The sequence below is a fragment of the Psychromonas sp. genome (genome assembly GCF_047632955.1).
In the GTDB taxonomy this organism is placed as follows: domain Bacteria; phylum Pseudomonadota; class Gammaproteobacteria; order Enterobacterales; family Psychromonadaceae; genus Psychromonas.
In genome coordinates this window covers 79,179-103,815 of record NZ_JBLIED010000010.1, presented here as the reverse complement: position 1 = coordinate 103,815, position 24,637 = coordinate 79,179, and the positions used below count along the sequence as shown (strand labels likewise).

The following is a 24,637-nucleotide window of genomic DNA, read 5'->3' as shown; positions in this document are numbered from 1 at the left end:
ATAATTAAACCCTCTTAAAGTGGTGTTCCATTACATGTGTAGCCGTATCTTGTAACCCCAAGGCTTTCACGCAGTAAGGTCGTTGAAAAACTCGGCGAATTAAGGGTGATACTGAAAAAAGGAATTAATAGTTGATGCGAATAATTGACTATTTCTGCGCGCACAAGGCTAATTTGAGCAAAAGTACTCGCCGTATTACCAGCATAATCCAAATAAGATATTTTAATATTTTCCGGTGTTAAGTTAGGAATCATCTTAGCGTCATAATCAGCGTCAGAAAATATCGCGGCAGTTAATACCTCATTGGGCGTTGCTGCGGCACCGATCAATCGAAAATCCGGTGAGGTCAGATCCGTGGATTGTCTTTGTACGTGGCATACCGTTGCTAACCGTGCGCCGCGCCTGGAAACTTCGGTTAGCACATCCCAGGTAAATATAACTCTGGCAAATTCAATCACCGCAAAAAAAAGCACAAAAAACAGCGACCCAACAATGGCAAACTCAACCGCATAGACCCCTTTTTGTTTACTTCTATAGATCATGGGAATGCCCTCATTGTATATCTGCTCACCAAAGGAAAACTTAAATCATAACTACCACTGCTGGCAAATTTAGGTAATGAGTCAGTGAAGATCGGCTGCCACGGATAACTCGCCGTTACTGTTATAAATTCATCACTAACAGAAACTGAAAAAGTGGTGGCGGACAGATTAGGTAATATCTCTTGCGTACCGCCCAAATCACCGTAGATCAACAAAGATTTTGCCGCAAGCTTTGTTGCATTTGTCACAATATTAGCATTAGTCGAGTTAAATTCAGGGTTAGCGATAATATAGCGGGAAGCATTTCTTACCACCTTGTTTAGGGCATTATATTGATATAAAACCCGCGAAAATTCGGTCACAACAAATAAAGAAAACAGTAAAAAAGGTAATAACAATGTCAGCTCTATTGCCGCTAAGCCCTTTTGATTTTGTTTTAACTTTTTATTCATAATTCCTCCTAGGAGTCTTTGCTGCCGGGCACGTGATAAAGCACTATCGTATAAGGACCTGGCGTATCATCTGCAACCCCTGATGGTTTACCAACAGAGCTGCAGTCCCCAAGAAATTCACCGACAATAAAATCATCACTGCCGCCGCCCATTGTTTGGGTTAAGAAAAAACATCCCAACCCGACAACGGGTATATCCGTTGCGCCATTATTTTTACCGGTACAGTCTCCAATAACTAGTTTTAACATTCTTCGTTCAAAACCACTTGTTGGTACATTATCGGACAAGGTAACAACATCACCACCAGACTCGCCATTAAGCACATCACTGCAAGAAAGTGAGTCGCTAATATATTGATCGTGTCGATAAGCATTACCTATAGTGGTAGGATTGATATCACCTGCCTGAGATACTGTGTACATACCAGCTTCTGCTACTTGTTCAGCTGATTCTCCAGCGGCTTCAGCTGCTGCGGCTGCTATTGCTGCTTTCGCTGCAGCGGCGGTGGTTGCATCTTCTGCCTCTTTTTTTGTATAAACCTCTACCCTATCTTCTCCCTGGCAGGTATTCCAATCCGCAGGATAGAGAGCTTTATCTTTATTCATCGGACCAGCATAATCACCCAATCGGGTATTGATGCCCTGCGCTGAAGGACCGACCGTATTACCCGGTTCGGTTGCCACTTCAGCACCCACGCCGAGTGTAGCTGCGCAATTAGCCGCATTGGTAAAGGGGGAACCGGCCATCGCTTCTCTTATATCGGCAGCACCGGTATTAGTTCCCAAACGTATCAACTGGAAATTACCCGGCCCGATCGCAGGCTCGCTTGCGGAAGCTGATCCTGATTTCATTGCCATGAGTTCTTTTAGAGGTAAACCAAAGGCGTATCCGCTGCCATCACTGTTTATATGATCGGGGTGTGCAGATCGTGCTACAGGATCTTCACAAACCAGCATAGGTACTAGATCGATGGGGCACTCTTCTATCGCGGTACTTGGCCCCGCTAGCGCAACGGCTGATACCCGTTTAGTAAAGCTGAGCAGATCAGCAAAGAAATTATTTAAATTAACATCAACAAATTCAACTTTCACATAATGCGCATCTTCATCAGCGGAGCTGACAAAAGGATCTGCGCGCATTGAAAAGTCGACACGCACCTGCCCATTAAGATCAATAGCATCATAGTTTAGCGATGAAAGATTTAGACCGTCTTTAATTTCAAAATTATCAGCATGAGCAATATTTTTACTTAACATTTCTATCACAGCTTTCTTTGCCTGACGGTGGCTGCCACCTAAATCTAAGACAACAGCCGCGTGTAACGCTGATGAATCGGCAAAATTTTGCAGGCGAGTTTTATTAAGCAGTAGATGCCCGCCATCCAAGGCTAACGCCATCATGGCAATAAAAGAAAACAGTCCGATAGTAAACATCACCAGGATATTACCCTGCTGTTTTTTTAGTAAATGACCGTGATAATATTTCTTGGCACCGTTATTCATAAGCATCACCTTGTTAGCTCCTAATAGAACGCTACTCTGTTATTGAAACAGTGCGGCCTTCTTTTGGCTGATAGGTACTTCCTTGATAAGTTTTCATTACCTTGTTAGCAACATTGCCTTCTAAAGAATTTACAATTCCGGCATTATTTTCGGGCGCCATGGGATCTAAAATTTGCATTTTATTAATTTCGGCATAAGTGCCTGATAGGCCATATTCGAGATCATTGCTGTTACTGCAGGCAGAAAGAGCAACAATGACAAACAGTAGACAGATTGAATTTTTAAATGTTTTCATGACTTAATCCTCGGTTGCAGTTGTGCTTATAATTCCTGACCATATTTTTCCTGCGTACCACCGCTATTAGGCAGCATATCTACGCTGGCATTTTCTTCGGCCAAATTAGGAGAGGTATTGCTTTTATCTGCCAGATTACGCTTGGTCATCGTGCCTAATAAATAAAAGTCCCGATCCGATGCGGCCACAAAATTATCCGTCGGTAAGGCAATCCCCTCCTTATTAAACGGACGAACCAGCCTTGGGGTTACCATGATCACCAGCTCCGTTTGACCTTTGATATATTCCTGGCTGCGAAACAGCTGCCCAAGCACCGGAATATCACCAAAACCAGGTATTTTATCAACCGTTTCCCTGAGGTTGTCGCTGATAAGTCCGCCGATAGCAATGGTTTGACCATCACCCAGCTCAACGGTTGTCGAAGTCGTACGTTTAACGATGGAAGGCACGATAAAAGAGGAGTCCGTATCTGAAAGACTAATTGAAAGTAAATTGCTACTACTCAATTCACTAACCAGCACCTTAAGATTGAGATTAATTTTGCCTGAATCTAAGACCGTTGGTACAAAGCTAACGCCGACACCAAAATCTCGATATTCGATGGTGACACCGTCTGTACTCGGTACCGGAATTGGAAATTCACCGCCCGATAAAAACTCTGCCTGCTGACCGCTCAGTGCGGTAATATTAGGCTCGGCTAATATCTTTGCTAAACCGTGTTGTTTGGCGACGTCTAACGCAAAGCTAAAGAGCATATCACTGTTAAAATAGGTACCAAATAAACCTTGCGTGGCACCGTCTCCGAGCGCATCAAAAAGATCTCCACCATTAACAATGCCGCCTCCTCCTTGACCACCAAAACCCGCTAATATCATTCGAGTATCTAACCTGCGAGCAACTTCACTTTGCACTTCCGCCACGGTCACTTCGAGCATTACCTGGTGACCACCACCGACGGACATCATGTTTAACACTTCACTTTTACGATTACCGACGCTTGATGCATCGGAAAATCCTCTGGCAAGTTCAACGGCTGAGTTCATTTTTTCCAGAGAGGATGCCTGACCGCTTAATACTAACTGCCCCTGGGAAGATTCAATGCCAATTTTTTGATCGGGCAAATAATGATAGAAGCGTTCGCGTAAGGTGTTCAAGTCATGGGTAACTTCTATATTGATAATGTCGATAACCTTGTCATTTTCATCCCAAACCATCACATTGGTTATCCCTAACGCTTTCCCCAGTACATATAGCTCATTGGATTTTAAAATAAGAATATCGGCTATTTCAGAATTCCCTATTGATATACGATAAATATCATCTTTAATTTTTAAGTTACGCGACTTATAAATGGGAATCTTCTCTGCACTGCCCTCTTTTAGGCTTGGTCCGCCGGCATGAAGACTAAGGCTACTAAAGCAGAAAACCAGAGTAAAAATGATGCTGCTGAAATAAAATGCTGTCCTTTGTTTAATTTTCATTTTGTAGCCCTCCATTAATCGTTTTTAACTGTATCGATTCCTGTATTACTCCGCGGATAATCTCAATTTTATGACGAATTCTAAGCGGTTGCGAGTTATCCGCTTGCGGGGAATTATCGACGGCAGTGACCTCGGTGACGACCGGGGTTTTATCCACTACAGTACTGTTTTCGATAGCAGGCAGTGGTAGGGGGAAGGGATCAAGAGAAGCAGTTAAGAGCCCCGAAGTATCATCCTGATCGTTGGGATTTCTAAGGGCTAATTGAATGCTGCCTTTATCCTGTGCATTCATTAAGATTTCAGCTTGTTCAAGGCTAAGTTCAAGCGTCACCGCCCTGACTAACTGCGGTTTATTTTCATCGTAGGAGGCCTTTTGATCTACGGCTAATATCTTCACATTTGACAGAATAACATCGGTAGCCACCTTCTTACTTTTAGCACTGTAGGTATTTAAGACATCGACTTTGTTACCCGGCAGTAAAAAACCGGCCACCCCCACCACATCATTGACGCGAATGGTCACAGCGCGCATATTTTCACCAATTAGACTGGCTAGCGAGCTGCCCTCGCCTTTTTTAGCTAACCTTTGGCGGGTGATAATGTCGCCCTGAAAAAGCTTTTGCTTAATCACCATCCCGTCTAATTGGCTTTTATCCGTAATAGTACCCGTAGCAATTAAATTTTTTGGCATAACAGTCGAAGCTACGTATTTTGGATCCAGGATAGTCCCCACAGAAAGATCTGTATTGACGGTAAAAACCGTTATTTGCCCTGCGGTTAAATCTTCAGGCTGATTTTCAGCCAACCAATTTTTTGCAATCAATACGGCTCCGAGTCCAAACAAAACGGACAGGACAATAAACATTAGGGTTTTCTTATTCATATTTCCTCCTCATTATTCGTTTTAAATAAATATTACAAGCGCCGTATTGCTGACCTAGACAAAATAACTTTGCCACGCAAAATCAAGTAGCTGTTTGTTTATTTCAGATGGTAATTTTTTAAATACAATCTGATCACGAATAATCGAAATCAAATCTCTTGGGTAGCAGGGTAAAAAATCTTTTTCGTAGAAAGTTAATAAATCAGTCACCAAATAATCAAACACCGGTTGATCACAAGACAATGAATTAAAAATACATTCCTGGTCCCAAATCATTTTAAACTGCTGTTTATTTAACCCTGAAAACGGAATTTTATAACCTAAACGTCTTAAAAACGCCTCATCGATAAGATCTTTTGGTGATAAATTTGTCGAAAACAGTAGTAGCAGTTCAAAGGGCACCTCAAAGTGCAGCCCGGATTGTAACGACAAAAAATCTCGTCTTTCTTCCAAGGGCACAATCCAGCGATTGAATAACGCTTTGGGTGTCACTTTTTGGCGGCCTAAATCGTCCAGCAATAAAATGCCGTTATTCGCCTTAAGCTGTAATGGCGCTTGATACATTTTCGAATTATGATCAAAACGAACTTCAAGCATCTCCAGGGTTAACTCGCCGCCGGTAATGATTAATGGTCGCAGGCACAATAACCAACGCTGATCGAAACTGCTGCCCATTTTCAATAAATCTTTATTATTAGATTGGTAAGTTGTTTGATGTACTGCAGGATCAAATAGTTGGATGATTTCATTATTAACCTCTATCGCATAGGGGATTAATACCTGCTCACCAAAGAGGAGATTGAGATGACGACAAAAATAACTTTTACCGGTTCCCGGTTTGCCATAAATCAAAATGGGCTTGGTTGAATTGAGCGCCGGACCGATTTTATCAATTAGCTGCTCGGGGAACATTAACCCCGAGAAAGCTTTATCCAGCTCAGCTTTAGACAGTGGTGTACTGCGGCTGGACTGACTCTTGGCGACCTTAATATATTGCGCTAAAGGTAATGGTGCACGTCCCATGTAACCATTTTTCAGAAATGCTTTTTCCGCTTGAAATTGCCCAATATGGCTTAAGGAAAAACGCATTTGACCATCACTGCCGCTTTGCCGGTTTTCTATCCAGGCTAAGGCTTTCGCCTGCTCGATGAGGTCACTCACGATTCCACCCGACAGTGCTAATTTATCGCTTAATTCACGAAGAGAATAAACGCCGCCAATGTGCAGATGTTTAACTAATAAATCTAGCAATAAACTGTTTGACAAACCTGTTTCAGCGACGGTTGACGGCCGAGGGGCTAAATCTAACAGACGGGTATCAAAGGCAGGTTCTATCATATTTTCAGGAAGCTCAGCGGAATCTGCAACCTGTTGAAAAATAGGGGCAGGGTCGGAGCTGTCACCCGATTCAAGCGCGCTATTGAGCAGTTCCGTGCCGCTCTCCAATTGCTCTGAAACTTCATTTTTGCTTTTTTTCTGGAAGTTAAACATTCGCATTTCATCCACCTAGTTGATAACGGAAATTTGAAAGAAGCCATAAAACATCGCTATTTTGACTGCAGGCCCAAAGCCAGCCCATCAATAACGCGGGAGCATAGGGTACCTTCATTTTTAAAAACTGCTGGTTACTGGGCCGAATAAACTGTCGCAGATACAAACAGCGTAAATAATGGAGCAATATCTCTTTAAAGGGTTGCCAGCCTAATTTGTATAACGCCAGACAGATGCTGGTAAGCGCGCCTGCAATAAGCGCGTAAATTATTGACCAGAGTAAAAATTTAACATCTAAGAAAGAGCCGATGGCGATCATCAATTTCACATCGCCTGCGCCTAACATTTTTAGGGCAAAAGCGGGGAAGAGAATAAGAAGGGCGAGACCTGCGCCAAGAAAAGCATTTAACAGGCCGGCCCATCCGGAAAAATAACTCTGGACTATAAAGCCTGTCATCAGAGTTATCATGCATAACCAATTGGGGATGCGCTGGTATCTTAAATCAAAATAGAGCGCGATTAAAAATACCAGCAAAATGATGGAGAGTTTAATCATCAAACTGAGCTCTTCCATTATTTATCCCTATTTATATTATTATTGGAAAGTAGGTGCCACAACGTTGCCCTGTACCGCTTCATCTAATGCATCGATTCTTAGTGTTGCATTTGCGCCTAGATTTACAAATGCAGTCACCATAGCACCGGCAACCAACCCACCGGCAATCGCATATTCCACTGCCGTCAAACCGCTTTCATCTTGTACAAACTCAGTTAATAAATTTTTAATATTTAACATGGTAAACCACTCCTATTGTAAAATTTAAACAAGGTAATATAGGTAGCAGTCCCTGCTTTTTATCCAACGTAATCCATCACCTGTATCTACTGAGACCTTGCCCTGTATCAATTGATACATTGACTGTGTTAGTAAGTTAACAAATTAACCTATCAACGTATTTAAGTTTAGATTCAGTTAGTTGAATACGTTATCACCCAGTTGCATTCTGTAGTCTGAAATTGCGCGAGGTCTATCTATTGACTTTCAAAGCGCTCATATTGGAAGTTAAAAACAAAATAAAGCCATCTGATTTGCGCGGATCAAAATGAATGGAATAGATTTAAGAAAGGGGTAACTAAATTGCGCTTAAGATTGACTGGTTGCTGTCCAGTGCGTAAATATCGGCAGAGAAATGTAATACTCCCTGCTGATTAAACCAGGCGGTGTGATAGGCAATATAAACAGGCAGAGTATTATTTAAAGACAGATATTTGGTATTTCCGGCGCTCAGGGCGGCCTGCATTTTCTGCTCACTTTTATCACTCTCAAAACTTAACAGGTATTTTGCTAATAAACCGGCATCTTGCAAGCGTACACAGCCATGACTGAGTGCCCTAAAGTCTCGATTAAATAAAGATTTAACCGGCGTATCATGCAAGTAGATAAACTGATTATTGGGTATATTAAAACGATAATTACCTAAGGCATTATTTACCCCGGGAGCCTGTACCAGACGATAAGACTGCAGCAGTTTAGGCAGATCCATATTTACCTTATCAATCTCTCTGTACTGCGGATCCTGTCGCGAGCCTTTCACCAGCTGAAATTTTTTGCGCTTTAATGATAGATGATTTTTTTGATATTCAGGTATTAATTCATTTTTAATAATATTAAAGGTCGGTGTCCAGGTAGGGTTCAGGGTTATCTGATTTATTTTGGTGATCATTTGCGGCGTTTGATTAACCCTATCACCCACTATTACTTTCATCTTTAATACCTGCTGACCATATTCCATTACCGATAATTGGTAACTGGGTATGTTCACTAACAGATATTTATCGGGTTGTGTCGGCAGGGAAAACCAGCGCCACAGGTTGACCTGTAACTGTTTAATGCGCTGCTCGGGTGAGATCCCTAACGCGGCATAGGTATTAGCCCCCAACTTTCCATCAACGCTTAAACCGTGGCGTAATTGAAATTTTTCCAATGCATTAATCACCACCGAATCAAAAATATCACGGCGATATTCAGTTTGCATCTTTTGCGGAAGATCCCCCAAACGGGTCAGAATATCTCTAATGGCTTTTATTTTATAATGGCTCTGTCCAAGTTTGGGCTGGAAATTAACATCCAGAGTTGGCCAGGGATAAGCGGATAATAACCGGTAATAAGCAATTGCCTTTCTTAATTGTGCTACCTGTTGGTATTTGGGAATCAAAGAAAATAACAGCTGCTCTGTCTCTCCCTTATTAATCGCATTTATTAAGACGTTCTCTGCGCCAGAGTTGGCTAAACTGCTGTTTTGTTGAATTAACCTTAACAATTCGGTGGTTAATGCAAGATCATGCTGTTGCTGCTCAGCCCTTGAGCGTTTATTGTCTTTAGAAGGATATAACCAGCCTAAATCCACGAATAGACTTTCTAAGCTCAGACCCGATGAGGTTAATTGATCGGATGCAAACCATAACAACTGTTTTTCTGATTGCTGTAAAATAGTCCGGTAAGCGATGTCGCTTTGATTAAGGCTAGCTTGCTGAGCAGACAGTGCCATCGGGGAAGAGAGTAAAAGCATAAAAAATAATCGAATAAAAATCCGTTTACTCTTTTTTATAAAAAATGTTTCATACAACATGACGTTTAGCTCCCAAACTCAGCCCTTGACTGTCCGATTTAACAGCGGATACCGGGAATAATTCAGACCTGATTCTTTGATATTGCAGATAAGCATCACTTTGCTCGATCCCCCTATTGCCTTCTGCATAGGAGGTTGGCGTAATATTAAAATGCTCTTTAAAACTTCGACAGAAATGCGACGGGTTGGCAAACCCTATTTGGTATGAGACAGACGAGATGGAGATATTCCCCATGGTCAATAAACGCTCCCCCTCCTCAAGCTTTCTAAATAACAAGTAATAGCTGTAAGTAATACCACAGGAATCTTTAAAAAGATGGCTGACACGGCTGGGGCTTAAATAAACTTTCTTTGACAAATCCAGCAAAGACGGACTTTTACTAAAATCGCGCTCAATGATCTCAAGGACGCTGTTCAATGGATTATTATCCATCAGATTCGAGTAGAAAAGATCAATATTACTTTCGATAGCCCCCTTCAGCAGCTGTACCGAGGTTGTATTTTTTATTATGCAAAACAACTGATGTTGATCTTGATTGGACAACGGAAAAATAAACAGATCATCAACACCGATATGCAAAGAATGATGCAACAAGGGGATAGACACCGTCGCAGTGATAACAAAAAAACATTTTTCCGGATATTTATTACGGATGTAATTTAAATTATAGAGATGATCAGCACGCGTAAAATCCATTAAATAAATAACGGCCCCCGGATTACCCTTTGATTTTTCAAGAAGTTCCATTGAATCGCAGTAATCAACATCAAAAAATGGACTGAGTTGTTTGATACAACGCTGTGATAAAATCGGATCAAATGCAATTAAAAGAAGGTTTTTCCCATCACGATTAAACATAATTAAAATCCCTTTTAAACTATGCCTTAGCAACTGAAAAATAATTTAAGGCAAAATAAAAAACTAAACCAAGCATCCTATAAAGTGATAATTTTTCAATATTGTTTATTTATTTAAGAAAAAACAGAATACCAAACTAGCAGTTCTGCTCCTTTCTTTTATTCCTCCTACTTTTTTTGTAAATTCAAATGTTTATAATATACAAGCAGCTTTAAGAATTGGTTATGTTGGCAATTATGTCAAACTTACCTTTCGGAATTAGGCTGTTATTTTTAGAGAACTAAGCCTTTAACTTAAAATTTAATATATAAATCAATAAGATAACTATATAATTTTTTTATAATCTATTTTATTTCGGCTCTGTTCAAACTGATTGTTGTCTATACTTATAAATAAGCATAACTTATTGAAGGTAAAGGCTATGGAGACTAAATCATTGGTCGACCAACTTAAGCAGATAACTGATACATTATTAGCGATGATACCAACCCAAAGATAGGTTGTTCACCGCTCAATTCAGCCAACTCATGCAGAAATTACGGTCAATGAGTTGTTTCAGCCACTATTTGATAATTTACCTCAATCTCTTCATTGCTACTCCTCTTATTTTAAAAAATGGGGTCGAGCCGGTGAAACACAAATATATTATTGCAAAAACTGCCAAAAGACCTTTAATAATAAGACAAAAACACCTTTAGCTAAGCTGTATAAGTGTCATATTTGGGAAGAATATGGACATTGTATGGGGTTAAAAATAACACTAAGAGAAGCCGCATCCATGTGCAATATTAACCTTAAAGCGGCATTTTTATGGCGACATCATTTTCTGGTGTCTCAATCAGGTAAATATTCAGACAAGCTATCAGGCATTATCGAGGTTGATGAATTTTTCTTTACCTACTCAGAAAAAGGCGATAAAAAATTAACACAAAAACCAGCAGCTAGTAAGCGAGGCGGTAATGTAGATAAGAGAACGAAGGAAGGAAGGACAAGTAACCGTTATATTATCTACAGATCGCAGTAACCACCTGATTGATTGAGTATTATCAAATGATACTGCCTCTGGAATAAAATTGTACTTGAAGTCATACATCACAGAAAACTCTGTCTTATGCAGTTATGGGGCATGGGCCTATGTCAACATTACTAAAATAACTAATTACCACCATAAGCGATTGATAATTAGTAAAAATAAAGTAATAAATAAAATTTATTATATTCAAACGATGAATGGTGCGATTACCCACTTTAAAAGTTGGATTGATGGAAAAATGCGAGGCGTTGCGACAAAGTATTTACCTCATTATCTAGCTTGGTTTAGGGAAAGTGACTTAAAGCTTAATTCTTAGCAAATTTTACAATTTGCATATGGGGGACAACAATAAAATGGAACAGAGCCTTTATTTCATAGAGCAGGATCAGCCGTCATTTACACTCAACAATTGGTTAGATTGATTAACCTCCCAATTTTCCCGCTCTCTGGGGAGTTTTTTTAGTCTGCGAAAAATTTCACTTGTTTAAGCGCATGGGGAAGGAGTTAAGCTAGGTAAGTGTTAGTTTAAAGGGTATAAAATATTAAGGCGTTATTTTAAACACTATCAACAGAGAATATTGAAGAACGCCGTAATATTGGTAGCCGCATACGTCAGTTATTAATGGAGCATGACAAAAATGGAAAATCTTATCATTGAGATATCAGCTCTGTTAGAGCTCAATCGAGGGACTGTTCAACGTTAAGAGTAAGCAAGACGCTTGGGAGGAGAGTGCTTTTATAACTGTCTTAATAAAAAAACCGCTTAGTGGTAACTTAAGCGGTTTTTAATTTCTGATATAGATTAAAGTATCAACAAAGAAACGTTGTTATTAGCTTGCCTGCTCTAATATTTGACGGCTGATTTCAAGGTTAATTTCTTTCTGTTCACCCAGAGCGACCATGCCATGAGCTTCCAAATTAGTCAGTAGAACATCAATCTCTGCTGCACCTAATTGAACATCTGACAAGCGCACGGGCATCGCCATCTTCTGGAAAAAATCTTCCGTTAATGCAATCGCCTGATCAATCTTCTGCTCTTCACTACCTTCGGTGATATGCCAAACACGCTCGGCATATTGCAACAGTTTTTCATGTTTAGCTATGCGACGTACTTTCATTACCGCAGGTAAAACAATCGACAGAGTACGGGCATGGTCAATTTCGTAAGCACCCGTTAGCTCATGGCCGATCATATGGGTAGCCCAATCCTGCGGCACACCGGCACCAATCAGACCATTCAATGCCATAGTGGCAGACCACATAATATTAGCACGTACTTCAATATTCTCTTTTGTTGCTGGTTGCAGCGCTTTAGGGCCCTCTTCAATTAGGGTTTGTAATAAACCTTCAGCAAAACGATCCTGTACTTTGGCGTTAACACTATAGGTAAGGTACTGCTCCATAGTATGGATAAACGCATCCACCACACCGTTACTAATTTGTCGATCCGATAACGACAAGGTGACCGCTGGATCTAAAACAGCAAATTGCGGGCGCACAGCAGAACTTGAGAAGGGTAATTTATTACCGTCACGCGTTACCACTGCGTTAGTATTCGTTTCTGAACCGGTTGCCGGTAAGGTAAGCACAACACCGATAGGTAAGGCACTTTCTATCGGCTGTTGTTTGGCCAGAATATCCCATGGATCATCACCCGTAAACAGCGCTGCTGCGGCGATAAATTTACAACCGTCAGCCACAGAACCGCCACCAACGGCCAGTATATAATCGATACCATGCTCTTTAATCACGGCCTGCGCTTTCATCAAAGTATCGTACTTTGGATTAGGCTCAATGCCTGAAAATTCAAACCAGGTATGATCTTTTAAGGCATTGACCACTTGATCATAAACGCCATTATTTTTTATCGATCCACCACCATAAACCACTAATACTTTGGCATCCTTTGGTATTTCGGTAGAGAGTGTCGCGATTTGACCTTCACCAAAATGAATGCGGGTCTGATTTTCAAAACTAAAATTTAACATATTGCTTCCTACTGTTATCGATAATGTAAGGGTTCTATACCCGTTACTATTCAAGATCAATTTTGCTTAGTAACGGATCTACCAATTTATTTTATTTGCTATTATTTAAGCTGCTTTTGGTTTTCCAACTGCTTCATTAATTTTTCTGCAACCAACTCTGAACTGCCGGGGTTCTGCCCTGAGATAATCAGACCGTCCTGTACCGCAAAGGCTCCCCAATCGGCACCTTTTTGATATTCTGCGCCACGTTTAATGAGTTCATCTTCCAATAAAAAAGGCACAATGTCAGTTAACTGTACGGCCTCTTCTTCGCTATTGGTAAAACCGGAGATCACTTTACCTTTGACCATAAATTGACCGCCGCTGGTTTTAACATTAAGCAACGCTGCGGTTGCATGACAGACAGTCGCAACTGGTTTGTTAGCGGCTAAAAAGCCTTCAATCAGCTTGATCGAATCAGTGTTTTCCGTCAAGTCCCATAATGGGCCATGGCCGCCAGGGTAAAAAACGGCGTCATAATCGGCTTCATTAAGGGTTGCTAACACTTTAGTGTTCTTTAATTGCAACTGCGCGTCGTTATCCTTGGCAAAACGTCGGGTCGAGTCAGTTTGAAAATCTTCAGTATCACTTTTCGGATCCAGAGGTGGCTCTCCACCGGCCGGTGAAGCTAAGGTAATTTCGACCTCTGCATCTTTAAAAAGGTAATAAGGTGCGGCAAGCTCCTCTATCCAAAACCCGGTTTTCTCGCCCGTATTACCCAGTTCAGCGTGTGAAGTTAACACCATTAATATTTTCTTAGGATTCATATTCTTACTCCTTTGTGTAACCTGAAATAGATTGTATGTGATTAATTGACCTGACCAGTGTATGCCCCTGCGGTAATTTTAACAATGCACACATAATTGATATCATTGTTAGAATAATTGATACAATAGATAAATATTTAGCCACAGAGAGAAATCATGGATATTTCATTTGAGCAGCTTAAAAGTATGATTGTTTTTGCTCAGGTAGTAGAACAAGGCAGTTTAAGTGGTGCCGCCAAACATATCGGTTTATCGCGTGCAGTGGTGAGTTATCACATTAAAAAGCTCGAAACCCATTTAGCCATTAAACTGCTTAATCGCTCCACGCGATCGATCGCTTTAACGGAAGCGGGTTCACAATATTATCAGCGCTGCCGGGTGATTGCCGAGCAGGCTTCAGCTGCCCACCAGCAGATTGAAAACTTAAAAAATGAACCTGAAGGTCTGTTAAAAATAACCTGCCCGGTTAATCTTGGCCTGCAAATTATCGTCCCGGCATTAAATGCCTTTCGTCAGCTTTATCCTAAAATCGATCTGGATCTGAAACTCACCGATGAGGTGGTTAATATTATTAAGGAGGGAATCGATCTTGCCATTCGTGGTGCACCATTACCCGATTCTGGTTTGCAGGCCAGTAAAATTTTTAGTCTGAGCACCTGTTTATGCGGGGCGCCCTCGTATTTTAAGAAGCGCGGTTATCCGACCACCCCAGCTCAGTTAACTGAACATGAGTGGGTAATTTACAAACTCACCTCCAGTACGATCGAGTTAAGCAAAGGTAACAGGTCATATAGCACCAAAGTCAAAGGAGGGATTAGTACTAATAACTCGGCAGCGCGCACCGCATTTGTTGAAGGCGGCCATGGCTTAGGCCGAATTCCTACCTATGATGCCTGGCCAAGAATACAGGCAGGCACCCTGGAATCAGTGCTTGGTGAATACCAACTAAATGATATTGATATTTATGGGGTATTTCCATCCGGTGGCGCGGAGTCTAAAAAACTGCGCTTATTGATTGATTATTTAAAAACGTTTTTCAGTCAGTACAAAGATCTGGCTCAGGGCGTTAAACTGTAAATCATTATTTACAGTGAAAAAAGGCTAAATGGATCAAAGCGTTTCTGCTGACCTGCACTAATCCGCGGTCTTCGTTATGCTGGACAATAAATTCTTTCCCGTGCACAAAGAAGACCGCGGCCTTTTTAGAATATCACCAAAACTATTAAAATGTTTTTATCAGGCAGCCGGCTCTATGGTGCCTTTAAAGGTCTTTTGTATAAAATCACGAATCGCTTGAGAATGATAAATTTCTACAAACTTTTTGTAATCGGCGTTGTTTTTATCTTCTTCTCTTACGGCAATAACCATTAAGGCCAACGGCGCATCTTTCGGTTCAAGAAAAATACCTTCTTTTTGAGGATTTAAACCGGCTGACATAACGTAATTCATGGTGATTGCAGCGACATCCACATCGTCTAAACTTCTTGGCAATTGCGCGGCTTCAAGTTCGACAAATTTAAGATGCTTGGGATTATCAAGGATGTCATTGATACTGGCTTTATAACCAACACCAGGCTTTAGTGTGATCAGTTTTGAATCCGCTAAAAGAAGCAGACCTCTTCCGCCATTAGTCGGATCGTTAGGAATTGCAATTAAAGCATTTTCAGGAAGATCCGTGAGAGAATGATATTTAGTGGAGTAGAGCCCCATACGCATAAGAATGGATTTTCCGATAGGCACCAGATGCGTACCATTATTGCTATTGTAATTATTTAAAAAAGGCTGATGCTGAAAACTGTTAATATCGATACTGCCGTCAGCTAATGCTGAATTGGGCGTAATATAATCTGAAAATTCTATCACCTCAACTTCTAAGCCTTGTTTTGCAGCTTCTCTGGCGACAGCTTCAACCACTTGAGCATGAGGACCTACGGTCGCACCGACCTTTAATATTGAACTGTTTTCCTGACCACAAGCCGTTAAGCCAATGAAAAGGAAGATCATCGAGATCCATTGACTTACTTTTTTATATTGCTTCATAACATTCCCTATTCTAATCATAAAATAGACGTTTAGACGTCTAAATATTTATCATATCATTACCTAAATGAGATGCACCTGTTTTTCTAATATTTTTTAACAGACATGATATTTAGCTTTTGCAGATGGAAAGTTAAATTTAATCAATATATTGCTGTGACTAGAGCCCTAGGCGCTGCAGATAATTTAATCGAGTGGCAGTTCCGTCTTTTTAACCACCTCTCTTAATACAAAACTTGAATGTACACCGGTAACTCCTTTTAACTTGGTTAATTTCCCAAGTAAAAACTGCTCATAATGCGGCATATCCCGCACTACTACTTTTAACAAAAAATCAGCAGACTGCCCGGTCACAATCAAACATTCCAGTACCTCAGGTAATGCGGCAATCGCCCGTTCAAAATTATCAAAACGATCCGGTGTATGGCGATCCATTGAAATACCAATCATGGCAGTCAAATTTAAGCCCAGTACCGAGGGTTTTAATAAAGTGACGTGTTTATCGATGATCCCCGACTCTTCCAGCCGTTTCACACGACGAGAACAGGGCGTGGGTGATAAACCGACACTGTCGGCTAATTCCAAATTACTAATACGCGCATTGCTCTGCATCAGTCTAAGAATATGCTTATCAATACGGTCTAATTTAATGAGTTTTTGCATAGCATTTTACCTGTATAGATTTTTTCACTAACGATAGCACATTTACTAGTTATTTATTGCACAATAACCACAAAAAAAGAGTCACTTTGCAACCACTCGCTACACCATTCACTCTATAGTTAGTACATGGATAGCGAGCAAAGTTTCTTACCGGAAACGGGCGGTAATACCCTTACCAAGGTGCACCAACTCGCTCTAAAATCAGTACATGGATAGCGAGCAAAGTTTCTTACCGGAAACGGGCGGTTATACCCTTACCAAGGTGCACCAACTCGCGAATTCATCCCCTCTCTGCCGATGATCGAAAAGGAAATGACCCGTGTCTAATATCCACTCCAGTTTTAACCATAAAAAATATCGCGCTTACGCGCCCATCAAAAAAACCAATAGACGCTGGCCGGATCAAATTATCAAAGCGGCGCCTCTGTGGTGCAGTGTCGATTTACGCGATGGTAATCAAGCCTTGATCGAGCCGATGAGTCCAGGCCAAAAGCTGGATCTGTTTAAACTCTTAGTGGATGTCGGTTTTAAAGAGATTGAAGTTGGTTTTCCCGCGGCATCGGCACCTGATTTCGATTTTGTGCGGCAGCTTATTGAGCAGGATTTAATTCCCGACGACGTCACTATTCAGATATTAACGCAGGCACGCGAGCCTTTAATAGCACGCAGCTTTGCCGCTTTAAAAGGCGCAAAAAAAGCCATAGTGCACTTATATAACTCCACCTCAACGGTACAGCGTGAGCAGGTATTTAAAAAATCACGTGCTGAAATTAAAGACATTGCCGTACAGGGAGCGCAATGGATACAAGACTTTGCGACTGCACAACCCGAGACAAAGTGGTCGTTCCAGTATTCCACTGAAAGCTTTACCGGTACGGAAATGGATTACGCCGTAGAAGTTTGCGATGCCGTCATTAATGTTTGGCAGCCGACCCCTGAAAACAAGGTAATTATCAATTTACCTGCAACAGTTGAGACATCAACGCCTAACGTCTATGCAGATCAAATTGAATGGATTTGTGACCATATCAGCCATAGGCAATCGGTGACCATCAGTTTACATACTCATAACGACCGCGGCTGCGGCGTGGCAGCTGCAGAGCTGGGTGTACTGGCCGGTGCGGATCGTATCGAAGGCACATTACTTGGCAACGGCGAACGCACGGGTAATATGGATATAGTTACTATGGCGATGAATTTATATAGTCAGGGCATTGATCCAAAACTAAATTTTTCTGATATGGACAGTATAATTGCAACCGTTGAACGCTGCACACAGCTGGCCGTGCACCCTCGTCACCCCTACGCCGGCGAATTAGTTTTTGCGGCTTTTTCCGGCAGTCATCAGGATGCAATTAATAAATGTATGGCGATTGATGCAACGCAGCGCAGCAGTGATCCGCAAACAGAGTGGCAAGTGGCTTATTTGCCCATCGACCCGCGTGATTTAGGGCGAACTTACCAGCAGGTTATTCGCATCAATAGTCAGTCAGGCAAAGGCGGAGTCGCCCACGTACTGGAGCAGGACTATGGTATACAAATGCCGCGCTGGATGCAGGTAGACTTCAGTCCGCATATCCAAGAACATGCGGAAAGCTCTGCGAGTGAAGTTTCATCTTTAATGATCCACAATATTTTTTCGCAGACTTATTTAGCCGGGCAGAAAAGCGCAACTGTCGACAACTACCAGCTTAACCGTCAAAGTAATGCCGATAGTCTGCAGGCGCAGATACTCACCATGAACGGCTTAGTGAGTATTAAAGGTCAAGGTAAAGGGGTACTGGATGCTTTTGTCAAAGGATTAAGTGCCTCGGTCGGCGCTGATATTGTTTTAATCGATTATAGCGAGCATGCCCTGCCGAGCAAAGAAGGGGCTGAAAATGAACAGGCCGAAGCGATGGCTTATGTCCAACTAAGCCTTCAAGGTCGACGTTACTGCGCAGCAGCCAAGTGCCACGATATAGTCACAGCTTCTTTGCAGGCAGTCCTTAATGCGGTCAGTCGCAGCGGAGCTGTCTGTCAGCACCGCGATTTAAAATTAGCTGCCGTGTAGTCGCGACTATTTATTGCTTAAAATCTTCAAAAAAAATGAATTATTCACCCTGTCACCAGGTTGGATAATTCATTTTAAATTCAAATACGCGCATCACCAACATCCTCTCGTTGAAGATAAACTGCAAATAAAACGCCTCTGTTTTTACACTATTACCCTGCTGTGAGCGCCGGGTATTTAATCAATCGAGGCCATATCACCCCGGTCTTCAAGCCAGACCTTACGATCACCCGCACGTTTTTTCGCAAGTAACATATCCATCATTTCTAACATTTTCTCAGCACCTTCAGTGGTCAGCTGAACTAAACGACGGGTATTAGGATCCATGGTCGTTTCACGCAACTGCAACGGGTTCATTTCACCCAGACCTTTAAAGCGCTGAACATTGACTTTACCGCGTTTTTTCTCCGATTCGATACGATTCAACACTCCGTCTTTTTCTGCTTCATCCAAGGCATAATAAACTTCTTTACCGATATCAATTCGGTATAACGGCGGCATTGCGACAAACAGGTGCCCGGCATCAACGACGGATCGAAAATGACGTACAAACAGAGCACAGATAAGCGTTGCGATGTGCAGACCGTCGGAGTCGGCATCGGCAAGAATACAGATTTTTCCATAACGTAAGCCGGATAAATTCGAGGAAGCAGGGTCAATCCCTATTGCCACGGAGATATTATGGATCTCTTCGGAATTTAAAATGATCTCAGAGTCGTCTTCCCAGGTATTTTTGATTTTTCCCCGTAACGGCATTATCGCCTGAAACTCGCGATCCCGCGCCTGCTTTGCAGAGCCGCCAGCCGAATCACCTTCGACTAGAAAGATTTCCCCGCGCATCGGCTCCTGAGTTGAGCAGTCGGTCAGTTTACCCGGAAGAGCCGGACCCTGAGTGATCTTCTTACGGGCTATTTTTTTACTTTTACGCGTTCGGGTATGGGCATTATTAATGCAAAATTCCGCCAGTAACTCGGCCTCATTAACATGTGCATTGAGCCATAAGCTAAAGGCATCTTTTACCACACCGGAAACAAAAGCAGCGCACTGCCTTGATGAGAGTCGTTCTTTTATTTGTCCGGCAAACTGTGGATCTTTGATTTTAACAGAAAGGATATAAGCACATCTGTCCCAAATATCTTCCGGGCTTAATTTTAAACCGCGCGGTAGAAGGTTGCGAATATCACAGAACTCACGCATCGCATCCAGCAGCCCCTGTCTAAAACCATTAACGTGTGTTCCGCCCTGCAGTGTAGGTATTAAATTTACATAACTTTCTGAAATTGAAATCCCGCCATCGGGTAACCACACGACCGACCAATTCACTGTTTCACTTTTTGCCGAAAAATTGCCGGTAAAGGGCTGAGGTGGTAATAGCTCATTGTCTGCAACGGCTTCCAGCAGGTAATCATTTAAACCATCCTGATAGCACCACTGATAATCATTTTTATTTATTTTGTCTTTAAATTTGATGGTCAGACCCGCACATAACACGGCTTTGGCTTTTAACAGGTGCAGTAAACGAGACACTGAAAATCGAGGACTGTCAAAATAAGCGGGATCGGGATGAAAATGCACCGTGGTGCCGGTATTACGTTTTCCGCAAACCCCCGTTACGTGCAACTCTTCAACCTTTTCACCATTTTCAAAGGCAATGTCATAAACTTGACCATCACGACGAATACTCACATCCACACGTTTTGATAATGCATTAACCACGGAGATCCCAACTCCGTGAAGACCGCCGGATATTTCGTAATTTTTACCGGAAAATTTACCCCCCGCATGTAATTTACAGAAAATAAGCTCAACGCCTGAAATGCGCTCTTCAGGGTGAATATCAACCGGCATACCACGTCCGTCATCAATCACTTCTAAGGATTGATCCTGGTGTAAAATTACCTGGATAGTCGTCGCGTGCCCCGCTAAAGCTTCATCCACACTGTTATCGATAACTTCCTGACCAAGATGATTCGGACGAGTTGTGTCGGTGTACATTCCCGGACGGTGGCGAACGGGATCAAGACCGTTTAAGACCTCAATGGAATCAGAATTGTATTGGTCGCTCATGCTTGTACCTATATTGAAAAAACGGGGGGAGTTATTTTAACTAATTAATACATAAAATAAAATCTGAATTGTATTGGTTATCCATGCTTGTGCTTATATTGGAAGAACGAGAAGTTATTTTAAAAAATGAATAACTAAAATAAGAATTTAATGATATCAGGTAAGAAACGTTCAAAACCAACAAAACTATGATCACCCCCCTCTTCACAGGTTATTTTACAGCCTTGGAATTTATCTAAGGCTTCCCGATAATTTAAAACTTCATCGTTTTTTTGTAATAAAACCCAACATTTTTGCGGCTCACTGAGCTCTTTTATGGCCAGTTTTTTTAACTGCAGCAGATAGTTTTCATCTATTTGATAAGACTGCTGGGTGTAAGGATGAGTTTGCATTCCCGCGTATTGCTGCAGTAAACGATAGGGAAAAACAGCCGGATTGATTAACACCACCTTCACCCCATATTGCTCACTTGCTTTTTCTGCTAAATAACCGCCCAGAGAGCTTCCCATGACAGCGATTTCTGCGCCCTTATATTGCTCAAAAACAGACTCAATCGACTCCCACATCCGCATAGGCAGGCACGGGAGTTGCGGACAGACAAAGCTTATTTCAGGAAAATACTCCGCTAAATAAGAATACATTTGTCGTGCTTTTAAAGATCCGGGAGAACTGTGATAACCGTGTAGGGATAATAAAATTTTCTGCATTAATAACCTGTTGCATCTTTATTGGTGGTAAATACCCCATGCGCTACGCGCTCAACTTTAGTTTCCATAGTACCATTTTTATTTAACGCTAAATAGCGGTAACCGGGGGCACTATCATCAACAGCAAAATCCTCGGAATCGGGCTTGAACTGCAGGCAAGTAGATGGACTGGTTAGAAAGCGCACCTGATTGAATTCGCTATCGCCCGCTTGATGCACATGTCCGGAAAGCACTGCACGCACATTGGAATGCAACTTGATGAGGGCTAAAAACTGCTGGTTATTTTTTAGAATATGCTGATCTAACCAGGCAGATTTTACTGGTAAAACATGATGATGCACACAAATTAGAGTATGTTTATTGGGATATTCGCTCAAAGCTTGCTGTAAAAAATCCAGTTGTTGCTCACTTAAAAAGCCATGAGGCGCACCCTCAACCTGTGAATCCAGTAAAATAATTTGCCAAAAATCGCTAACAATCTGCTTGCTCTGCGCAAGGCCCTCCTGCAAAAGACTGGGCAACATCACCGATTGCATATCATGATTGCCGGGCAACCAGTAACAGGGTAAATTCAAGGTTTTTATCTGATCGGTAAAATCAAGGTAGGATTGTCGGGAATGATCTTGAGACAGATCGCCCGTTGATAAAACAGCTTGGCATCTCGTTGAATAACGAGCAGCATGTTTAATCACAGCCTCATAACTTTCAGCTGGCTTTATACCCAGCAGGTCTTTGTTCCGATCGGAAAAAAGATGGGTATCTGTGATTTGCAGAAGTTGTAAACAACCTTGCGGGTCTGATTTTAATGTTGCGACTTGTGTGCTCATAACTTTCATTCGTAAATTAATGGAGATTGTAATATGTGTTTAATGGACATAATTTGACCTTAATATAACAGCAGTTATACCTGAGAGGATTATTTTACCATTTGCTTAGTTAGGTTTTTTAAAAAAAATGCTAAAAAACCGAGATGATGCGCGATTTACTTGTAAATTTGCGATCTGTATACCGGGATTATTACTGGCAAATAACCCGATACTTTTTATTTAACCATTTTCACGCCTTAAATAGTTAAATTTTCTTTATTTAGTTCAAGCCATTGTAAGGCGATGATGGTCGCCGCATTATATATTTTACCCTCTTTTACCCACTGATAAGCTATTTCTCTTGGCACAACGTGCGCGCGAATATCTTCTCCTTCATGCGCCAGTCCGTATAATCCATCCACCTCACTGCTGTCTACGTTGGCGATAAACAGATCAATCTGCTCTGTTGTGCCACCCGGACTGACAAGATAATTGAGCATAAACTGGCATGATTGCACGGTTAGCCCCGCTTCTTCAAAGGCTTCACGTTTAGCGACTTGCTCTGCCACTTCGTCCTGTTCAATGATCCCGGCCACTAATTCAAATAACCACGGAGATTTTTCACCGCCCATTGCACCAAAACGAAACTGCTCGATTAATACCACGGTATCGTTTTTGACATCATAGGGTAATAATACGGCTGCATGGCCGCGTTCAAAAAACTCAAGTTTTATCTCGGGACTCCAACCACCTGCAAATAATTTATGCCTTAACGTATATAAATTACATTCAAAAAAACCTTTATATAAAGATTTCTTAGATAATACTTGCACATCATCTTGATTATAAAATACACTTCCACCTGAATGAACGTTCATTTTTTTTATTCCTTAGAAAAATACATAACCTAATTTTTTATATTACACTTAATTTGTCACTAAATTAGCATAAAGTTTCAGCAGCTAGCACACTTATAGGATTTATTAACATGGCCATAAAACAATTTTCCCTCGCAGCCTTCTTTGCCCTTACTAGCTACAGTTACTCTGTTTCGGCTGACACGTTATTACAAGTATACCAAACCGCCAAAACCAAAGATCCTATTATCCTTAAAAGCAAAGCCCAGTACGATGTCTATTTAGAAAAAGTAACAGAAACAAATGCTCAATTATTACCCCAAATTGGCTTTGGTCTAGAGGGTTCTAGAACGCAATCAAGCCGCGATGCTTCGACCAATACGACTACCGGAGTAGGATTTTCTCTGGCTCAATCGATTTATAATAGTGCATATTGGCAGCAAGCCGATATCTCTGAGAAACAAGCGACTGAGTATGCAACTATTTATGGTTATGCAGCGCAGAATTTATTGTTCCGTACTGCATCCGCTTACTTTGATGTATTGAGTGCTGATGAATCCGTAAAATCAGTTAAAGCGAATAAACGCGCTGTGGAACGTCAACTAGAACAAACACAACAACGTTTTGAAGTGGGTTTAATTGCGATCACCGATGTGCATGAAGCGCAGGCGGAATACGACAGGACAACGGCCGATGAAATCATCGCAGAAAATGACCTTGCTAACACATATTATGCATTGCGCGAATTAACCGGCGAAGATGTAAAACAAGTTGCTTATTTAAACACCAAAACATTTTCCCCACAGCCGCTTGAAGGTGATGTGAAATACTGGCGCAATAAAGCACTAGAGCATAACTTAGACTTGCACGGTAAACGTATTGCTAAAGAGTTAGCAAAAATGAATATCGACTTAGCAAAAGCAGGCCATGCTCCAACACTCGATTTTACCACTGATTTAGGCTATAACGATTACGACTATGATAACTCTAGCTCAAACTCATATGATGCAACATCAGCGACCTTTGGCCTTAGCTTAAATGTACCCATTTATAGCGGAGGTGCTATTACCTCGCGTGTAAAACAAGCACAATATAGTTATGTAATGGCCAGTGAAGATTTAGTACAAACATTCCGCAGCACAGAAGCACAGATCAATAGTGGTTATAATAATGTCGGCGCAGCAATCAGTTCTCTTCGCGCTTATGAACAAACAGTGCTCTCTTCACGCAGTGCCCTAGATGCAACAGAAGCAGGTTTTGAAGTGGGTACCCGTACTATCGTTGATGTGTTGGATGCAACGCGTTCTCTGTACAACTCGGAAAATCAATTAGCGAATGCACGTTATGATTATATCCTCAATATGCTGCAGCTTAAACTTTCTGCCGGCACTTTATCGGAGCAGGATATTATTGATATTTCCAGCAGTTTAATTAAAGTCAATCCAAAAATATCAGGCAAATCCTAACGGCAGAAATTCAAAA

Annotated in this window: 22 protein-coding genes and 1 pseudogene; 4 read left to right on the top strand and 19 right to left on the bottom strand. The window is 41.5% G+C overall.

The features are described from left to right. Positions 1–14: 14 nt before the first annotated feature. The 11 genes from ACJAZP_RS08875 to ACJAZP_RS08825 form a co-directional block, all read right to left on the bottom strand. Complete coding sequence (locus ACJAZP_RS08875) at positions 15–542, bottom strand: TadE/TadG family type IV pilus assembly protein (RefSeq protein WP_415230382.1); 528 nt, start codon at positions 540–542, stop codon at positions 15–17. Further along, a complete protein-coding gene (locus tag ACJAZP_RS08870) occupies positions 539–994 on the bottom strand; it encodes a TadE/TadG family type IV pilus assembly protein (RefSeq protein ID WP_415230381.1) in 456 nt (151 codons plus the stop codon). Before ACJAZP_RS08870 ends, ACJAZP_RS08875 begins: the two co-directional genes overlap by 4 nt. An 8-nt stretch (positions 995–1,002) precedes the next feature. Then, positions 1,003–2,496, bottom strand: coding sequence for a TadE/TadG family type IV pilus assembly protein (locus tag ACJAZP_RS08865; protein ID WP_415230380.1), 1,494 nt, complete (start codon positions 2,494–2,496; stop codon positions 1,003–1,005). Between the two features lie 31 nt (positions 2,497–2,527). Continuing rightward, positions 2,528–2,791: a hypothetical protein gene (locus ACJAZP_RS08860; protein WP_415230379.1), complete on the bottom strand. Its 264-nt coding sequence runs from the start codon at positions 2,789–2,791 to the stop codon at positions 2,528–2,530. Positions 2,792–2,817: 26 nt separating this feature from the next. Continuing rightward, positions 2,818–4,272 (bottom strand): type II and III secretion system protein family protein, encoded by a 1,455-nt coding sequence (locus ACJAZP_RS08855; protein WP_415230378.1) that lies wholly within the window; start codon positions 4,270–4,272, stop codon positions 2,818–2,820. Beyond that, positions 4,262–5,155, bottom strand: a complete 894-nt coding sequence (cpaB, locus tag ACJAZP_RS08850) for a Flp pilus assembly protein CpaB (RefSeq protein WP_415230377.1) — start codon at positions 5,153–5,155, stop codon at positions 4,262–4,264. The genes ACJAZP_RS08855 and cpaB overlap by 11 nt, the downstream gene beginning before the upstream one ends. 54 nt (positions 5,156–5,209) lie before the next feature. Next, complete coding sequence (locus tag ACJAZP_RS08845; RefSeq protein WP_415230376.1) at positions 5,210–6,652, bottom strand: AAA family ATPase; 1,443 nt, start codon at positions 6,650–6,652, stop codon at positions 5,210–5,212. A gap of 1 nt (position 6,653) precedes the next feature. Next, positions 6,654–7,220 (bottom strand): A24 family peptidase, encoded by a 567-nt coding sequence (locus tag ACJAZP_RS08840; RefSeq protein ID WP_415230375.1) that lies wholly within the window; start codon positions 7,218–7,220, stop codon positions 6,654–6,656. Positions 7,221–7,241: 21 nt separating this feature from the next. Next, the gene (locus tag ACJAZP_RS08835) at positions 7,242–7,442 is read right to left on the bottom strand and encodes a Flp family type IVb pilin (RefSeq protein WP_415230374.1); all 201 of its coding nucleotides are present in this window, start codon (positions 7,440–7,442) and stop codon (positions 7,242–7,244) included. A 337-nt stretch (positions 7,443–7,779) separates the two neighbouring features. Next, positions 7,780–9,276, bottom strand: coding sequence for a L,D-transpeptidase family protein (locus ACJAZP_RS08830; protein ID WP_415230373.1), 1,497 nt, complete (start codon positions 9,274–9,276; stop codon positions 7,780–7,782). Then, the gene (locus ACJAZP_RS08825; protein WP_415230372.1) at positions 9,266–10,135 is read right to left on the bottom strand and encodes a helix-turn-helix domain-containing protein; all 870 of its coding nucleotides are present in this window, start codon (positions 10,133–10,135) and stop codon (positions 9,266–9,268) included. Before ACJAZP_RS08825 ends, ACJAZP_RS08830 begins: the two co-directional genes overlap by 11 nt. Positions 10,136–10,556: 421 nt before the next feature. Here ACJAZP_RS08825 and ACJAZP_RS08820 point away from each other — a divergent pair. Continuing rightward, a pseudogene (locus ACJAZP_RS08820) lies at positions 10,557–11,484 on the top strand (IS1595 family transposase). 514 nt (positions 11,485–11,998) lie between these two features. On the opposite strand, the gene ACJAZP_RS08815 reads toward ACJAZP_RS08820, so the two are convergent. Beyond that, on the bottom strand, positions 11,999–13,156 hold the full coding sequence (locus ACJAZP_RS08815) for an iron-containing alcohol dehydrogenase (RefSeq protein WP_415230371.1): 1,158 nt from the start codon (positions 13,154–13,156) through the stop codon (positions 11,999–12,001). Positions 13,157–13,257: 101 nt separating this feature from the next. Beyond that, positions 13,258–13,962, bottom strand: coding sequence for a type 1 glutamine amidotransferase domain-containing protein (locus ACJAZP_RS08810; RefSeq protein WP_415230370.1), 705 nt, complete (start codon positions 13,960–13,962; stop codon positions 13,258–13,260). 156 nt (positions 13,963–14,118) lie between these two features. On the opposite strand from ACJAZP_RS08810, the gene ACJAZP_RS08805 reads away from it, so the two are divergent. Beyond that, positions 14,119–15,039 (top strand): LysR substrate-binding domain-containing protein, encoded by a 921-nt coding sequence (locus ACJAZP_RS08805; protein ID WP_415230369.1) that lies wholly within the window; start codon positions 14,119–14,121, stop codon positions 15,037–15,039. A gap of 159 nt (positions 15,040–15,198) precedes the next feature. On the opposite strand, the gene ACJAZP_RS08800 is transcribed toward ACJAZP_RS08805, so the two are convergent. Further along, a complete protein-coding gene (locus tag ACJAZP_RS08800) occupies positions 15,199–16,002 on the bottom strand; it encodes a MetQ/NlpA family ABC transporter substrate-binding protein (RefSeq protein ID WP_415230368.1) in 804 nt (267 codons plus the stop codon). 186 nt (positions 16,003–16,188) lie between these two features. Then, positions 16,189–16,665 carry an Lrp/AsnC family transcriptional regulator gene (locus tag ACJAZP_RS08795; protein WP_415230367.1) on the bottom strand — a complete coding sequence of 159 codons (477 nt, stop codon included), beginning with the start codon at positions 16,663–16,665 and terminating at the stop codon, positions 16,189–16,191. 319 nt (positions 16,666–16,984) lie between these two features. On the opposite strand from ACJAZP_RS08795, the gene leuA reads away from it, so the two are divergent. Next, complete coding sequence (gene leuA, locus ACJAZP_RS08790; protein WP_415230366.1) at positions 16,985–18,718, top strand: 2-isopropylmalate synthase; 1,734 nt, start codon at positions 16,985–16,987, stop codon at positions 18,716–18,718. 177 nt (positions 18,719–18,895) lie between these two features. Here leuA and parE read toward each other — a convergent pair whose 3' ends face one another. The 4 genes from parE to nudF all read right to left on the bottom strand — a co-directional run bounded on the left by parE (position 18,896) and on the right by nudF (position 23,176). Further along, a complete protein-coding gene (parE, locus tag ACJAZP_RS08785) occupies positions 18,896–20,785 on the bottom strand; it encodes a DNA topoisomerase IV subunit B (RefSeq protein ID WP_415230365.1) in 1,890 nt (629 codons plus the stop codon). A gap of 134 nt (positions 20,786–20,919) precedes the next feature. Further along, positions 20,920–21,492, bottom strand: coding sequence for a YqiA/YcfP family alpha/beta fold hydrolase (locus tag ACJAZP_RS08780; protein ID WP_415230364.1), 573 nt, complete (start codon positions 21,490–21,492; stop codon positions 20,920–20,922). Beyond that, positions 21,492–22,319 (bottom strand): 3',5'-cyclic-AMP phosphodiesterase, encoded by an 828-nt coding sequence (cpdA, locus tag ACJAZP_RS08775; RefSeq protein ID WP_415230363.1) that lies wholly within the window; start codon positions 22,317–22,319, stop codon positions 21,492–21,494. The genes ACJAZP_RS08780 and cpdA overlap by 1 nt, the downstream gene beginning before the upstream one ends. A 236-nt stretch (positions 22,320–22,555) precedes the next feature. After that, positions 22,556–23,176, bottom strand: coding sequence for an ADP-ribose diphosphatase (gene nudF / locus ACJAZP_RS08770; RefSeq protein ID WP_415230362.1), 621 nt, complete (start codon positions 23,174–23,176; stop codon positions 22,556–22,558). A 110-nt stretch (positions 23,177–23,286) separates the two neighbouring features. On the opposite strand from nudF, the gene tolC reads away from it, so the two are divergent. Continuing rightward, on the top strand, positions 23,287–24,621 hold the full coding sequence (gene tolC, locus ACJAZP_RS08765) for an outer membrane channel protein TolC (protein ID WP_415230361.1): 1,335 nt from the start codon (positions 23,287–23,289) through the stop codon (positions 24,619–24,621). Positions 24,622–24,637: the final 16 nt, after the last annotated feature.

Coding starts and splice junctions, on each gene's coding strand:
- ACJAZP_RS08875 (WP_415230382.1), bottom strand. CDS start 542: ATGATCTATAGAAGTAAACAAAAAGGGGTCTATGCGGTTGAGTTTGCC.
- ACJAZP_RS08870 (WP_415230381.1), bottom strand. CDS start 994: ATGAATAAAAAGTTAAAACAAAATCAAAAGGGCTTAGCGGCAATAGAG.
- ACJAZP_RS08865 (WP_415230380.1), bottom strand. CDS start 2,496: ATGAATAACGGTGCCAAGAAATATTATCACGGTCATTTACTAAAAAAA.
- ACJAZP_RS08860 (WP_415230379.1), bottom strand. CDS start 2,791: ATGAAAACATTTAAAAATTCAATCTGTCTACTGTTTGTCATTGTTGCT.
- ACJAZP_RS08855 (WP_415230378.1), bottom strand. CDS start 4,272: ATGAAAATTAAACAAAGGACAGCATTTTATTTCAGCAGCATCATTTTT.
- cpaB (WP_415230377.1), bottom strand. CDS start 5,155: ATGAATAAGAAAACCCTAATGTTTATTGTCCTGTCCGTTTTGTTTGGA.
- ACJAZP_RS08845 (WP_415230376.1), bottom strand. CDS start 6,652: ATGCGAATGTTTAACTTCCAGAAAAAAAGCAAAAATGAAGTTTCAGAG.
- ACJAZP_RS08840 (WP_415230375.1), bottom strand. CDS start 7,220: ATGGAAGAGCTCAGTTTGATGATTAAACTCTCCATCATTTTGCTGGTA.
- ACJAZP_RS08835 (WP_415230374.1), bottom strand. CDS start 7,442: ATGTTAAATATTAAAAATTTATTAACTGAGTTTGTACAAGATGAAAGC.
- ACJAZP_RS08830 (WP_415230373.1), bottom strand. CDS start 9,276: ATGTTGTATGAAACATTTTTTATAAAAAAGAGTAAACGGATTTTTATT.
- ACJAZP_RS08825 (WP_415230372.1), bottom strand. CDS start 10,135: ATGTTTAATCGTGATGGGAAAAACCTTCTTTTAATTGCATTTGATCCG.
- ACJAZP_RS08815 (WP_415230371.1), bottom strand. CDS start 13,156: ATGTTAAATTTTAGTTTTGAAAATCAGACCCGCATTCATTTTGGTGAA.
- ACJAZP_RS08810 (WP_415230370.1), bottom strand. CDS start 13,962: ATGAATCCTAAGAAAATATTAATGGTGTTAACTTCACACGCTGAACTG.
- ACJAZP_RS08805 (WP_415230369.1), top strand. CDS start 14,119: ATGGATATTTCATTTGAGCAGCTTAAAAGTATGATTGTTTTTGCTCAG.
- ACJAZP_RS08800 (WP_415230368.1), bottom strand. CDS start 16,002: ATGAAGCAATATAAAAAAGTAAGTCAATGGATCTCGATGATCTTCCTT.
- ACJAZP_RS08795 (WP_415230367.1), bottom strand. CDS start 16,665: ATGCAAAAACTCATTAAATTAGACCGTATTGATAAGCATATTCTTAGA.
- parE (WP_415230365.1), bottom strand. CDS start 20,785: ATGAGCGACCAATACAATTCTGATTCCATTGAGGTCTTAAACGGTCTT.
- ACJAZP_RS08780 (WP_415230364.1), bottom strand. CDS start 21,492: ATGCAGAAAATTTTATTATCCCTACACGGTTATCACAGTTCTCCCGGA.
- cpdA (WP_415230363.1), bottom strand. CDS start 22,319: ATGAGCACACAAGTCGCAACATTAAAATCAGACCCGCAAGGTTGTTTA.
- nudF (WP_415230362.1), bottom strand. CDS start 23,176: ATGAACGTTCATTCAGGTGGAAGTGTATTTTATAATCAAGATGATGTG.
- tolC (WP_415230361.1), top strand. CDS start 23,287: ATGGCCATAAAACAATTTTCCCTCGCAGCCTTCTTTGCCCTTACTAGC.